A 13,063-nucleotide genomic window follows, 5' to 3' on the forward strand; every position below is an offset into this window, starting at 1 on the left:
CCATCCCACCGAGGCAAAGCCGAAGGGATCAGGCAGAAGCTTCCAGGCGCGCAACACGCTGCGCCGACGCCGGCCGGATCGTAATTCCGTTCCTGACCATTGACGACAGACCGCGCGTTTGAAAGGGGCTCCATGAATTCCGAAAAATATACCGACCGCGCGAGGGGCTTTATCCAGTCGGCGCAGTCTCTGGCAACACGGGAGGGTAACCAACAGTTCACGCCTCTCCATGTGCTCAAGGTGTTGCTCGACGACAACGAAGGCTTGGCCGCCGGTCTGATTGATCGGGCGGGTGGAAACTCGCGGGCGATCCTGCACGCGACGGAAGCGGCTTTGGCAAAACTGCCGAAGGTGTCCGGTTCGGGTGCGGGACAAGTTTATATGGCGCCCGACACCGCGCGCCTGTTCACCGCTGCGGAGGAGCTAGCGGAAAAGGCGGGCGACAGTTTCGTCACCGTCGAACGCCTGCTGCAGGCCTTGTCCACGGACAAGAGCAGCGACGCGGCGAAGATCCTGGCGCAAGGCGGCGTCAATGCCCAGGCTCTTGGCACCGCGATCGATTTGCTCCGGAAGGGCCGCACCGCAGACAGCGCGTCAGCCGAGAATGCATATGACGCACTGAAGAAGTACGCCCGCGATCTGACGCAGGCCGCGCGTGACGGCAAACTCGACCCGGTGATCGGTCGCGACGAGGAGATACGTCGCACAATCCAGGTGCTGTCGCGCCGCACCAAGAACAATCCGGTCCTGATCGGTGAACCGGGTGTCGGAAAGACCGCCATCGTCGAGGGGCTCGCCTTGCGGATCGTGAACGGCGATGTTCCCGAGAGCCTGCAAGACAAAAAGCTGCTCGCGCTCGACATGGGCGCGCTGATTGCCGGTGCCAAGTATCGCGGCGAGTTCGAGGAACGATTGAAGGCCGTGCTCTCCGAGGTGACATCCGCGGATGGTGGTATCATCCTCTTTATCGACGAGATGCACACGCTCATCGGTGCTGGCAAGACAGACGGTGCGATGGATGCTTCCAATCTCCTCAAACCCGCGCTGGCTCGCGGCGAGTTGCACTGTGTGGGTGCGACCACGCTCGACGAGTACCGCAAGCATGTCGAGAAGGACGCCGCGCTTGCCCGCCGTTTCCAGCCGGTCTTCGTGTCGCAGCCCACGGTGGAGGACACGATCTCGATCCTGCGCGGCCTCAAGGACAAGTACGAGCAGCATCATGGCGTACGGATTTCGGACGCCGCGCTGGTCGCCGCCGCAACGTTATCCAACCGCTACATCACCGACCGCTTCCTTCCCGACAAGGCCATCGATCTCGTCGACGAAGCTGCCGCACGGCTCAAGATGCAGGTCGACTCCAAGCCGGAGGAACTGGATTCGCTCGACCGCGAAATCGTGCGTCTCAGGATCGAGCAGGAGGCACTCAAGAAGGAAAGCGATGCCGGGTCGAAGAGCCGTCTGAAGACGCTCGACGGGGATCTGGTCGATCTCGAGAAGCGCTCCGCCGACATGACGACGAAATGGCAGGCCGAAAAGAGCAAGCTCTCGGACGCCCAGAAGATGAAAGCGCAACTCGAGCAGCTTCGTACGGAACTGGCGAACGCGCAGCGAAAAGGTGAATACCAGCGGGCAGGCGAGCTGTCTTACAGCACGATTCCCGAACTGGAGAAAAAACTGGCTGCCGTCGAGGCCAGCGAGAGCAGTTCGATCAGCGAGACGGTCACGGCCGACAATATCGCCCAGGTAGTTTCGCGCTGGACCGGCGTTCCCGTCGACAAGATGCTCGAGGGCGAGCGGGAGAAACTCCTCCAGATGGAGGAGATGATCGCCAAACGCGTTGTCGGACAGACACAAGCGGTTCGTGCCGTGTCAACGGCCGTGCGACGGGCCCGCGCGGGATTGCAGGACCCGAACCGGCCGATGGGCTCATTCATGTTCCTTGGCCCGACCGGCGTCGGCAAGACGGAACTGGCCAAGGCCCTTGCGGAATTCCTGTTCGACGATGAGCACGCCATCCTTCGCATCGACATGTCGGAGTTCATGGAGAAGCACTCGGTCGCACGGCTCATCGGTGCGCCTCCGGGCTATGTCGGTTATGACGAGGGCGGCGTGCTCACGGAAGCCGTGCGGCGACGACCCTATCAGGTCGTCTTGTTCGACGAGATCGAGAAGGCGCATCCGGATGTGTTCAACGTGCTGCTGCAGGTGCTGGACGACGGACGCCTGACCGACGGCCAAGGGCGGACAGTGGATTTCCGCAACACGCTCATCATCATGACCTCAAACCTCGGAGCGGAATACCTCGTCAATCAGGTGGAAGGCGAAAAGACGAGTGCCATTCGCGACAAGGTGATGGAGATGGTCCGCGCGCATTTCCGGCCGGAATTTCTCAACCGCATCGATGCGATCATCTTGTTTCAGCGGCTGCAGAAGAACGACATGGGCCGAATCGTCGACATTCAGTTCGCGCGTCTCCGCAAGCTCCTCGACGATCGCAAAATTACACTGTCGCTCGACGCCAAGGCCCAAGCCTGGCTCGCCGAGAAGGGCTGGGACCCCGCCTATGGCGCCAGGCCATTAAAGCGGGTCATCCAGCGATATGTACAGGATCCGCTGGCCGAAATGCTGCTCGCGGGCGACGTCCGCGACGGCTCGACCATGCAGATCTCGTCGGGGAAAGACGGTCTGACATTCAACGGGAAGACAGTGAAGCCTCCGGATGAGGACGAAGCGATCTGAGCGTCAGGCTTGAGAAAGACATGGAACGAGCAGGTGCAATTCTTGAAGAAGCATCGGATCAAGGAAGGCATGGAGGTCGTCGGGTTTGACGGTGTGCAGATCGGTGTCGTCGATAGCACCGAGGGCGACCGTATCAGGCTGAAGAAAAGCGAAACTGGCGGCGGCCGGCACAGACGACATCACCACTATATCGGCATGGATTTCGTCGACAGCGTCACGGATCACAAGGTGCGGCTCTGCTCTGACGCCGATATCGTCGAACTCTTTGAGGAAGAAAAGTCGGGCCGCCCGGTCAAGTGATTTGGTTGCGCGTGGTCCGCGGTTACGCAGTCGATATGGATTATGGCTCGCGTGACCGCTGCAATGGATTTCAGGGAGAAAGGTATGGCCATGAACAAGATCAACGGCGGTATGGAAGTAATCGGCGCTGACGGAGTGCATGTCGGCACGGTCGATCAGGTCGAAGGTGATCGTATCAGGCTCAGGAAGAGCGACAGTTTCGGGCACCACAAAGGACATCAGCACTATATCGAGCTGGGATTCGTCGCCGGCGTCGAGGGTAACAAGGTGCGCTTGTCCGCCAACGCAGACATTGCGGTGACACTGGAAGAAGAGCCGTCAGGACGTCCTGTCGATCTTGGATAGCCGGGATAGTGCAGCGGGACCGCTGCGGCCGCTGTTGTCTGGGGCAAGACGTTTCGATTTCACAGAGGCGACAACGGGCTCGACGCTGCGCGAGCCCGTTGCGCCCGCAGCGTGGACAATTTGTCCATGCTCGATCGGACAGTTTGTCAGATCCGGTCGGTCAGGTCGGCGTAAGCTCTTGATATCTCGATGCACCCAAATTGGCATGGCGGTTGCTCCGTAGCCGATGAATGGCTCGATAGAGCAAGAGGGAAAGCATCGACGCGATGGAAGAATACGATCTCTACATCAATGTGAAGAAGCCGGCGATCGGGATCTACGTCCGCAAGGGCGCGCAGCTCCCGGACCTCGCGGACAAGGGCGACTGGGTTTTTGACGGGACCTCCGCTCAGGATCTTTTGCCGCCGAGCGTGATCGAAGGTGTCAAGGCCGATGGCCATGCCTTTCGGGACATGGATTGACCGGCCCTCGGCCTGATTGGTCGGAGTGAACATCTCAAGGGATGCCAGCGGCCTTGTGTGTTCGTTATCCCGATCGCCCTGCCGGTGATTTCCGCACGACGCCTCGTTCGAGAAGCTCGTCGATGCCAACGACCGCTGGCCGCGCCGAACGCGCGGGCCGTGTTCAGCCGGACGGGCCAGCCCGGAGCATCAAGTGCGCCGAGCAGGCCGCCAAGGAGTGATTGTGTCAGCTGTCGTCCCACAACCCGTCGTCGCAAGACTGACGCGTGCCGCGATATTTCTCGTCGTCCGGATCAATCCCGGAAAGGACAGCGAGAATGCGGTGCGCGGTCTATGTGCCCTTCTGTCGGCACTCCTGCGAGCCGTCGGATTTCGCGATCCGGAAGCGCGGCTATCATGTGTGATGGCTCTCGGCTCCGATGCCTGGGACCGACTGTTCGGTGATCCGCGGCCCAAGTATCTTCATCCTTTCAGGGAAATCCATGGGGTGCATCACGCAGTCTCCACGCCGGGCGACATCCTTTTTCATATCCGGTCTGTCCGCATGGATCTATGCTTCGAGCTCGCCTCACAGATCATGTCCCGGCTGGGCAAGGCTGTGACGGCGATCGACGAGGTTCATGGGTTCAAATATTTTGACGATCGCGATTTGCTTGGATTTGTCGATGGAACCGAGAACCCGTCCGATCAGGACGCGGTTGACGCGACGACCATCGGACAGGAGGACCCTGCATTCGCCGGCGGAAGCTACGTCATCACCCAGAAGTATCTGCACGATCTGCAGCGCTGGAATGCGATATCAACCTCGGAGCAGGAAAATATCATCGGTCGTCACAAACTGTCGGACATCGAGCAGGACGATGCGGCCAAGGCGCCCTATGCACATAATGTTCTGACGACGGTCGTCGAAGACGGCGAGCAGCTTGAGATCGTGCGCGACAACATGCCTTTCGGTGAGATCGGCAAGGGTGAATTTGGCACGTACTTCATAGGCTATGCGCGCTCGCCCCACCGGATCGAGCAGATGCTAGAGAACATGTTTGTCGGTCGGCCGCCCGGCAACTACGACCGGCTGCTGGATGTCAGCCGCGCCGTTACGGGGGCGCTGTTCTTCGTACCGTCAGCGACATTTCTTGACGACGTTTCGCCTGAAGACAATGACGCCGCGGCAGCCAGCGGGGAAGCGCCGGTTTGCGCTGAGCAGCGTGGAGCAGGCTCGTCAGATACAGCTCGCACATATCCGCCCGTCAACGACGGGTCGCTTGGAATTGGGTCTTTAAAACAAGAAGGCGAACCATGAATAATCTTCACCGCCAACTCGCTCCCATATCCGACGCGGCCTGGGCTCAAATCGAGGAGGAGGCTTCCCGTACCCTGAAGCGGCACCTTGCCGGGCGGCGCGTGGTCGACGTCCCCGAAGCCAAGGGGAGTGGCTTCTCGGCGGTGGGCACTGGCCATGTCAAACAACTTCCGGCTCCAGGCGAGGGAATGATGGCGCAACAGCGCGAGGCGAGGGCGCTCGTCGAACTGCGCGTTCCATTCCAGCTCTCGCGTCGGCAGATCGATGACGTTGAGCGTGGCGCCCTGGACGCCGACTGGACGCCGGTCAAGGATGCTGCCCGCAGAATCGCATTTGCCGAAGACCGCGCGATTTTCGATGGATATGCGGCTGCAGGGATCGAGGGCATTCGCCAGGCCAGCAGCAATGCAGGATGCATTCTTCCGACAAATGCGAAAGCCTATCCCAGTGCCGTCGCGCAAGCGGTCAGTGAACTCAGACTTGCCGGCTGCAATGGGCCATATGCCCTCGTCCTTGGGGCAGAGGCGTACACGGGCGCCAGCGGCGGAAGTGACGAAGGATACCCCGTTTTTCACCACCTCGAACGGATCGTCGACGGCGGCGTTGTCTGGGCGCCTGCCATCAGCGGCGCCTTTGTCCTGACGACGCGAGGAGGTGATTTCGAACTGGATATCGGCCAGGACCTCTCGATCGGCTACCTCAACCACACCGACACAACGGTCGATCTCTATTTCCAGGAGGCTTTTACCTTCCGGGTGCTGACCACTGAAGCTTCGGTGGTACTCGCCGCAGCCGAGAAGCAAATGTTGAAATAACGAGTCCTGCTGGCCATGTCAGGTAGACAAGGAGTTAGCAATCAATGGACAACCTGGCCCGGCGGCTGCCTTCTTGATCTTTCTCACTGTTGCCTTGTGATTCTTCTCTCTCAAGCTGCCCGCCATCCTCATAGTTGAGATCTCAGGGGCGCTGCCCCTCGCGCGCGCCAGGGCACGCTCTCACACCCCTGTAGGCTGGCCGATCGAAGTGATCGAGTTCAGTGCGAGTGGAAAGGCGCCAAAGAAATTTGGACCGAACGCCTATCGGTTCGGAGCTTCCCTCACGCTAAGCGTGGTTCTTCCCAGGCGGGGATGGACGCTGGTCAAGCAGACAAAGAACTACGCATATCTCATACCACCCGAAGATCAGCCAGGCCCCAACTTCCGTATCTCAATAGCAGTTCCACCCGCTTCAGAATGCTTGGCCATCGCGAGTAGGTGTTACGCTCGTGCCGAATCCTGGGCATACCAACTTGGCGAGTGGCCGGCATGGTATCTCCATGAGCGAAACCGCGACCAGCGCCGCTTATGGCGTGACCCGATGACAACAGAGACAGTATCAGAGTTGCATCCAGCCCTCCGGAATCCAGCCTTTCCATCGGTGAGTGGGGTATCTGGGAGATGCACGTCACCGGGGTGGCTGGGCACTTCGTGATCGGACGCGCCCCTCCTACTAGCACTACTTTGGCAGATTGTTGATTTTGCCGCGTTTTATAGGATTCCCGAATCAATTTTTCAATGATTCATGGGTGGTCGGCTCTTGGAGGGCTGACCATGCCCGGATGGGAAGACGAACTCGAACGCTGGCTGATGCCGTTCTTGGACCGGCTGGGTCATAAGACCCGGCAGCGGATGTGTCCTCTGTATGTTGCGGGATTGATCGGTCCGGGCGATCGCAAGAGCGTTCAGCCGATGGCGGAACGCCTTGCCGCGAGCAACTACGACCAGTTGCACCATTTCATTGCGGACGGTGTCTGGGACGCGACGCCGCTGGAGACAGAGCTGCTCAACCAGGCGGACCGACTTGTCGGCGGCAGGGATGCGGTGCTGGTTATTGATGACACCTCACTTCCCAAGAAGGGTGAGCGCTCGGTCGGTGTTGCGGCTCAATACGCGTCGGCTCTCGGTAAAACGGCAAATTGCCAAACGCTGGTGTCTTTGACGCTTGCTCGCGGCGAAGTGCCCGTGATGGTCGCGTTACGTCTCTTTCTGCCTGACAGTTGGACAAGCGACATATCTCGTTTGAAGCGCGCTCGCGTGCCAGTCGAACATCGAACGGCACGGTCCAAGCCCGAGATTGCTCTAGCCGAGATTGACCGCGCGATGGCAGCCAACGTGCGCTTTGGATGTGTGCTGGCGGATGCAGGATACGGCCTCAGCGCACCGTTTCGACAAGGGCTAACAGAGCGCGGGCTGACCTGGGCTGTCGGCATCCCTCGGCACCAGAAAGTGTATCCGGTCGATGTGAAGCTCATTTGGCCGATTACCAAGGTCCGCGGAAAACCACGAAAGCACCACGTGCCCGATATCTTATCGATTGCCGCAGAACAAATGCTCGCCAGCGCCAAATGGAAAACCGTGAGTTGGCGTAGCGGGACGAAAGGTCGGCTGAAAGCCCAATTTGCTGCTCTCCGTGTCCGGACCGCCGACGGCCCTCCGCAGCGGATATGGGATAAAGGTCAGCAGCATCTCCCAGGCGACGAAGCCTGGCTCATTGGCGAGCAACGTGCGTCCGGGGAGAAGAAATACTATCTGGCCAATCTTCCGGCGGCGACGGATCTGCGCACGCTGGCCGCCACCATCAAGGCACGGTGGATTTGTGAGCAGGCGCATCAGCAGTTGAAGGAGGAACTTGGACTTGATCACTTCGAAGGGCGATCATGGCAAGGTCTTCATCGCCACGCCTTGATGACAATGATTGCCTACGCCTTCCTGCAACATCGTCGCCTCGCATACGCGGGGCGGAAAAAAAAGAATCAACGGGCCTCCGCCTCAGCCAACCATGCCAGCCGTACGTCACGCCATCGTCGATCTCATCCTTCGGCCGCCGTCTCAGCAGTGCCCATATTGCCGAAAGCAAATCCGTGAAAAACAGCGGCGAAAACACAATCTGCCAAAGTAGTGCTAGGCCGTGTACTCATAAACCGGCGGCGAAGTCCGCGTGGCTTCAATACGGACCTCCTTTGCGCAACCGCAGAAAATATCGCGATGGGCCAACAGCCAACGATGTTAGCTCAGTTCAAAAAGGCGCACATCGCCGCCCGCGCGGTCGATGATGATTCCAGTGCATTTAGCCGGCTCTGGGACGTCGACGACGCCTTGTTTTGCCGAAAAGCTTCACGTCACCGACCGTCACTGTTGGTCTCTCCATCTCCTTGCCTAGCAATTGCGACAGCACCCGCCGTGCGTTGGCAGCGCAGTCGATGTCGTCAGGCCTCGCTTCGATGTCCTTGATAAGCGCAACCAGTTGCTCCTTGCTCTGCGCGAGCCGCGCCTCCAATCTCCCGATATCCGCCACCTTGCGACGGAGTGTGTCGATTAGCACAGGATGATCCCACTGCTCGAGATCGGACGGCAGCAGCGAACGAATTTCGTCGAGGCTGAATCCAGCGTTCTGCGCAGTTGTGATCAATTCGAGCATCAGCACCGCCTCCGGAGGATAGGTCCGATAGCCGTTCGGCAGCCGTTCGACCGTCTTCAAAAGCCCGGCGCGCTCATAGAAGCGGATCCGCGAGTTGGTCAGCCCGGTTCGCTTCGCCAGTTCCCCGATATTCATCGCGAACAATCCTCGAAAAAGGGTTGACCTTCAACTTAACTCAAAGGTTATGGTCTGTCTAACTTTCTGCTGGAGATCCATAATGTCGCTGTTTTCCCCACTGGCGCTGCCTAGTGGCGCCGTGATCCCGAACCGCGTCGCCAAGGCGGCGATGGAAGAGAACATGGCCGATGCCGATCATGCGCCATCGGCCGAACTGATCCGCCTGTACCAGGCCTGGGCCGCGGGCGGGTCGGGCCTGATCATCACCGGCAATGTGATGGTCGATGCGCGCGCGATGACCGGTCCGGCCGGGGTCGTGCTGGAGGACGATCGCTTCCTCGATCGCTTCAAGACGTGGGCGAACACCGCACGCTCGGGCGGCGGCCAGGTCTGGATGCAGATCAATCATCCCGGCCGCCAGATGCCGGCGGGACTCGGACAGGAGACGTTGGCGCCATCCGCGATTCCGCTCGACCTTGGCGCGCAGTCCAAGGTCTTCCCGATGCCGCGTGCGATGACAGCGACCGACATTGCCGAGGTGGAACGCCGCTTCGTGGCCACCGCAGCCCTCGCGGAACGCGCGGGCTTCACCGGTGTCGAGATCCACGCGGCGCATGGCTATTTGCTGAGCCAGTTCCTGTCGCCGCTCGCGAACCACCGCACGGATCAATGGGGCGGCAATCTGGAGAATCGCGCACGCTTGCTGCTCGATATCGTGCGCGGCGTGCGGGCGACGGTGTCGTCTGGCTTTGCGGTGTCGGTCAAGTTGAATTCGGCCGACTTCCAACGCGGTGGCTTCTCGCCGGAGGATGCTCAGGCCGTGGTTGCGATGCTTGCGCCGCTCGGCGTCGATCTCGTGGAGCTATCGGGCGGCAGCTACGAGGCGCCTGCCATGATAGGCTCGGCGCGCGACGAACGCACACTGGCGCGCGAAGCCTATTTTCTCGAATTCGCGCGCGAGATCGCCGCGGTCGCAACGATGCCGTTGATGGTCACGGGCGGCATCCGGCGCCGTGAAGTGGCGGAAAACGTGATCAAGAGTGGGGTGGCCATGGCAGGAATCGCGACCGCACTCGCGATCGAGCCGAACCTGCCGCACAACTGGCGGCTCGGCAAATCGGACGCTCCAAAGCTCAAGCCGATCACCTGGAAGAACAAGCCGGTCGCGTCTTCGGCGTATATGGCCGCCGTCCGCTACCAGTTAGTCCGCCTTAGCCGAAACCGGCGCAGCGCGCCTAACGTATCGCCGGTCTGGGCGTTGCTTACCTCGCAGATGCAGGCAAAGCGCAGCGCGCGCCAATATCGCCGCTGGGTGACGGAACGAAAGGCGGCGGCTTGATGGCAGATCGCCGGGATCGCAACCAGCGGAGGGAACCGCAATTAATGCTTGAGCTTAAACTGGACTTCAACGTTACCATCCCGTCCGCTGGCGGGACGAGCGGCATACCATGGGCCGTCCGCCGGCCTCGCTTATCGACGAAAGTCATCGTTCATGGCTAAAGACCTAACGGAAGTCGAGTTCGCCGGTCACAAGGTCATGGTGCCGAAAGGCGGCTACTATGACCGCTTTCGCTCCAATCCCGAGCTCGACGAGGTGGCAAAAGATCCAACCGCCGGCAATATCGATTTCTTCCGGCGCATCCCGAAAGTGATGGTTCCGTCGCGGATCGGCCCGACGTGGGCGCCCAACTTCTACTACCGCACCAGCAACGTGCAGGCTTTGATGCTCGCGCCGCTCAAGAAGCTGCGTTCGATGTTGCCGTCGCCGCTTGAGCCGCTGCATGCGCTGCCCGGATACGGACTCGTAGCGCTCACTTTCTTCTCCTACGCGGTCTGTGACAACGATCCTTATAACGAGGTATCGGTCGCCATCGTCATCCGCCGGCCAGGCGCGCGTGGACCACACGTGCTGGAACTGCTCGACTCGATACGGCGGCAGAGCTTCTTCGCGCATGTGCTGGCGTTGCCGGTAGATACCGAGATCGCCCGCGTGCGCGGAGTCTATGGCTATCAACTACCGAAATGGCTGACCGATATAAGGCTTGATGTCTCGTCGAACGGCATCACGGCCAGCATCGCAGCGACCGACGGAAAATCGGACGTGACGTTGACCGCACCACTGCCGACGCTTCGCCGGATAACATCGCAGTCGCGCCTCTCAACTAACACGTCGATCGGGCTGGTGGATGGCGAGTGGCGGCAGACACAGTTTGTTACCAACCCTATCGAACTCGCACAGACGCTGTTTCCGCGCGATGTTAAACTGTCGCGCGCCGGCGGTCCGATCAGCCAGTTGCTGAACGGGTTAGGCGTGGGCACCATCTTGCGGTTCGATGTCGTCAAAGACGCGCAGATGGTCTTGTACCTGCCGCGTTCATTGAACGCTCTGCCCGCGATTTGAAAGCGACATCACCGGATTGGGCCTGTCAACAAAGGAGAAGTCGTCATGGCATTTGTTAAAACAAAGGACGGGACCGACATCTTTTACAAGGATTGGGGGCCAAAGGACGCGCAGCCTATCCATTTCCACCACGGCTGGCCGCTCAGCGCCGACGACTGGGACAACCAGATGCTGTTCTTTCTCAAGCAGGGTTTTCGCGTCGTCGCGCACGACCGGCGCGGCCATGGACGGTCAAGCCAGGTCAGCGAAGGCCACGACATGGACCACTATGCCGCCGATGCGTCGGCGGTCGCCGAGCATCTTGATCTTCGAAACGCCATCCATATCGGCCACTCGACAGGTGGCGGGCAGGTTGCGCGCTATGTTGCGCAGCATGGCCAACCACAAGGGCGCGTCGCCAAGGCGGTGCTGGTCAGCTCAGTGCCACCCCTGATGGTCAAAACCGACGCGAATCCCGAGGGGACGCCAATCGCCGTGTTCGATGGTTTCCGCGCGGCGCTTGCCGCCAACCGCGCTCAGTTCTTCCTCGATGTGCCCGCCGGTCCCTTCTACGGATATAACCGGCCGGGCGCCAAGCCCTCGCAGGGGGGCATCGAGAACTGGTGGCGGCAAGGCATGATGGGAAGCGCGAAGGCTCACTACGAAGGCATCAAGGCGTTCTCGGAAACCGACCAGACCGCGGATTTGAAGGCGATCACCGTCCCGACTCTCGTGATGCAGGGCGACGACGACCAGGTGGTCCCCTACAAGGCGGCAGCGCTCATGCAGGACAAGCTGCTGCAAAACAGCAAATTGATCATTTATCCCGGTTTCTCGCACGGGATGCTCACGGTCAACGCAGATGTGATCAACGCCGATCTTCTCGCGTTCATCCGTGGATGAATGACGCGCGCCGGACTATCTCCGGCGCGCTCCTTTCTTCGGGCTTTTCGAAGGTATTGCAACAATGAGTAGGCGTGTTCTCCATGTCGTCAGCAACGTCGCCTACTATGACGATCGGTCGCACCCGACCGGGTTGTGGCTGTCCGAACTGACGCACGCCTTCGATGTCTTCGCGGAAAAAGGTTACGAACAGAGGATCGTGAGCCCGAAGGGCGGATCGTCTCCGCTCGAACCTCGCGCGCTCAAATGGCCGCTCCTGGACGCCTCGGCAAAGGCGTGGCTGGCGAACAAGAGCCGCATGGCGCTTCTGTCGGCGACGGCGCGGCCTGATGAGATCGACCCAGCGGATTACGATGTGATCTATTTCACCGGCGGTCACGCAGTCATGTGGGATTTTCCGGACAGCGAAGGGCTGCAAGAGATCACTCGCGTCATCTGGGAGCGTGGCGGCATCGTCTCCGCCGTCTGCCACGGCTATTGCGGCCTGCTCAACACAAAACTCTCGGATGGCAAGCTGCTGGTCGCCGGCAAGCGCATCACCGGTTTTTCGTGGCGCGAAGAAGTGCTGGCCGGAGTTGCGAAATACATGCCCTATAATGCTGAGGCCGAGATGAAGCGGCGCGGAGCGCGCTACCACGCGTCCCCGCCGAATTTCGGGCGGGCAGCTCGGCAGTCAACGTCAGTCCTGATCTGCTTTGGATTTGCGTGCGCGCCGTCGCTCTTGCGGGCCATCTGCTCAATTTCCTAGTTTGGAATAACGGAAGTCGCCGTGAACGTCTGTTCTCCCGATACCAACAGAAATACCAACAAATCGAACGGCTGGGATCGGATGAGAACAAACGGTGACGATCACCGAGTTATGCAGAAGTGCCTATTTTTCAAGGGTTTGAAGCGCCGCGCGGACGGCTGCGAACGCTTGCGAATGGATGCGAACAGCCCAGTTGGTGCCCCTGGCCGGAATCGAACCAGCACTCCTTGCGGAACTCGATTTTGAGTCGAGCGCGTCTACCAGTTCCGCCACAGGGGCATTCGCAACGGTCCCGGCCGGGAAGGCCGGGGTCG

11 protein-coding genes, 1 tRNA gene and 1 pseudogene are annotated in these 13,063 nt (G+C 60.2%); 11 read left to right on the plus strand and 2 right to left on the minus strand.

All coding sequences use genetic code 11. From position 1 onward, the window contains the following. Window positions 1-132 precede the first annotated feature (132 nt). The 7 genes from clpB to ACVMDN_RS42800 all read left to right on the plus strand — a co-directional run bounded on the left by clpB (window position 133) and on the right by ACVMDN_RS42800 (window position 8,048). Entirely contained in the window at window positions 133-2,739 is a 2,607-nt protein-coding gene (gene clpB / locus ACVMDN_RS42770) for an ATP-dependent chaperone ClpB (protein WP_456835790.1), read from the plus strand. A 33-nt stretch (window positions 2,740-2,772) separates the two neighbouring features. Then, window positions 2,773-3,039: a DUF2171 domain-containing protein gene (locus ACVMDN_RS42775; protein WP_456835789.1), complete on the plus strand. Its 267-nt coding sequence runs from the start codon at window positions 2,773-2,775 to the stop codon at window positions 3,037-3,039. Window positions 3,040-3,123: 84 nt separating this feature from the next. Continuing rightward, window positions 3,124-3,384 carry a DUF2171 domain-containing protein gene (locus ACVMDN_RS42780; RefSeq protein ID WP_233475597.1) on the plus strand — a complete coding sequence of 87 codons (261 nt, stop codon included), beginning with the start codon at window positions 3,124-3,126 and terminating at the stop codon, window positions 3,382-3,384. Between the two features lie 266 nt (window positions 3,385-3,650). Then, window positions 3,651-3,845 (plus strand): hypothetical protein, encoded by a 195-nt coding sequence (locus tag ACVMDN_RS42785; protein WP_038387850.1) that lies wholly within the window; start codon window positions 3,651-3,653, stop codon window positions 3,843-3,845. 223 nt (window positions 3,846-4,068) lie between these two features. Next, a complete protein-coding gene (locus ACVMDN_RS42790) occupies window positions 4,069-5,145 on the plus strand; it encodes a Dyp-type peroxidase (RefSeq protein WP_076825231.1) in 1,077 nt (358 codons plus the stop codon). Further along, window positions 5,142-5,960, plus strand: coding sequence for a family 1 encapsulin nanocompartment shell protein (locus tag ACVMDN_RS42795; protein WP_076825110.1), 819 nt, complete (start codon window positions 5,142-5,144; stop codon window positions 5,958-5,960). Before ACVMDN_RS42790 ends, ACVMDN_RS42795 begins: the two co-directional genes overlap by 4 nt. Before the next feature lie 738 nt (window positions 5,961-6,698). Next, window positions 6,699-8,048, plus strand: a complete 1,350-nt coding sequence (locus tag ACVMDN_RS42800; protein WP_076828966.1) for an IS701 family transposase — start codon at window positions 6,699-6,701, stop codon at window positions 8,046-8,048. 202 nt (window positions 8,049-8,250) lie between these two features. On the opposite strand, the gene ACVMDN_RS42805 is transcribed toward ACVMDN_RS42800, so the two are convergent. After that, window positions 8,251-8,736 carry a MerR family transcriptional regulator gene (locus ACVMDN_RS42805; RefSeq protein ID WP_076824976.1) on the minus strand — a complete coding sequence of 162 codons (486 nt, stop codon included), beginning with the start codon at window positions 8,734-8,736 and terminating at the stop codon, window positions 8,251-8,253. An 82-nt stretch (window positions 8,737-8,818) separates the two neighbouring features. Here ACVMDN_RS42805 and ACVMDN_RS42810 point away from each other — a divergent pair, with 82 nt between their 5' ends. The 4 genes and pseudogenes from ACVMDN_RS42810 to ACVMDN_RS42825 form a co-directional block, all read left to right on the plus strand. Next, the gene (locus ACVMDN_RS42810) at window positions 8,819-10,057 is read left to right on the plus strand and encodes an NADH:flavin oxidoreductase/NADH oxidase family protein (protein ID WP_076824977.1); all 1,239 of its coding nucleotides are present in this window, start codon (window positions 8,819-8,821) and stop codon (window positions 10,055-10,057) included. 153 nt (window positions 10,058-10,210) lie between these two features. Continuing rightward, on the plus strand, window positions 10,211-11,119 hold the full coding sequence (locus tag ACVMDN_RS42815) for an acetoacetate decarboxylase family protein (protein WP_076824978.1): 909 nt from the start codon (window positions 10,211-10,213) through the stop codon (window positions 11,117-11,119). Window positions 11,120-11,164: 45 nt separating this feature from the next. Beyond that, the gene (locus ACVMDN_RS42820) at window positions 11,165-12,001 is read left to right on the plus strand and encodes an alpha/beta fold hydrolase (RefSeq protein WP_076824979.1); all 837 of its coding nucleotides are present in this window, start codon (window positions 11,165-11,167) and stop codon (window positions 11,999-12,001) included. A 64-nt stretch (window positions 12,002-12,065) separates the two neighbouring features. Further along, window positions 12,066-12,635 (plus strand): annotated as a pseudogene (locus tag ACVMDN_RS42825) (type 1 glutamine amidotransferase domain-containing protein); the annotation flags it as partial. Between the two features lie 308 nt (window positions 12,636-12,943). Here ACVMDN_RS42825 and ACVMDN_RS42830 read toward each other — a convergent pair. After that, a tRNA-Leu gene (locus tag ACVMDN_RS42830) sits at window positions 12,944-13,028 on the minus strand. Window positions 13,029-13,063 lie beyond the last annotated feature (35 nt).

This window comes from Bradyrhizobium sp. USDA 4510 (assembly GCF_054059095.1).

What these genes read in the sequence shown, in the direction of transcription:
- ACVMDN_RS42795 (WP_076825110.1), top strand. Translation starts at nt 5,142, where the DNA reads ATGAATAATCTTCACCGCCAACTCGCTCCCATATCCGACGCGGCCTGG.
- ACVMDN_RS42780 (WP_233475597.1), top strand. Translation starts at nt 3,124, where the DNA reads ATGGCCATGAACAAGATCAACGGCGGTATGGAAGTAATCGGCGCTGAC.
- ACVMDN_RS42820 (WP_076824979.1), top strand. Translation starts at nt 11,165, where the DNA reads ATGGCATTTGTTAAAACAAAGGACGGGACCGACATCTTTTACAAGGAT.
- ACVMDN_RS42810 (WP_076824977.1), top strand. Translation starts at nt 8,819, where the DNA reads ATGTCGCTGTTTTCCCCACTGGCGCTGCCTAGTGGCGCCGTGATCCCG.
- ACVMDN_RS42815 (WP_076824978.1), top strand. Translation starts at nt 10,211, where the DNA reads ATGGCTAAAGACCTAACGGAAGTCGAGTTCGCCGGTCACAAGGTCATG.
- ACVMDN_RS42805 (WP_076824976.1), bottom strand. Translation starts at nt 8,736, where the DNA reads ATGAATATCGGGGAACTGGCGAAGCGAACCGGGCTGACCAACTCGCGG.
- ACVMDN_RS42800 (WP_076828966.1), top strand. Translation starts at nt 6,699, where the DNA reads ATGATTCATGGGTGGTCGGCTCTTGGAGGGCTGACCATGCCCGGATGG.
- ACVMDN_RS42785 (WP_038387850.1), top strand. Translation starts at nt 3,651, where the DNA reads ATGGAAGAATACGATCTCTACATCAATGTGAAGAAGCCGGCGATCGGG.
- clpB (WP_456835790.1), top strand. Translation starts at nt 133, where the DNA reads ATGAATTCCGAAAAATATACCGACCGCGCGAGGGGCTTTATCCAGTCG.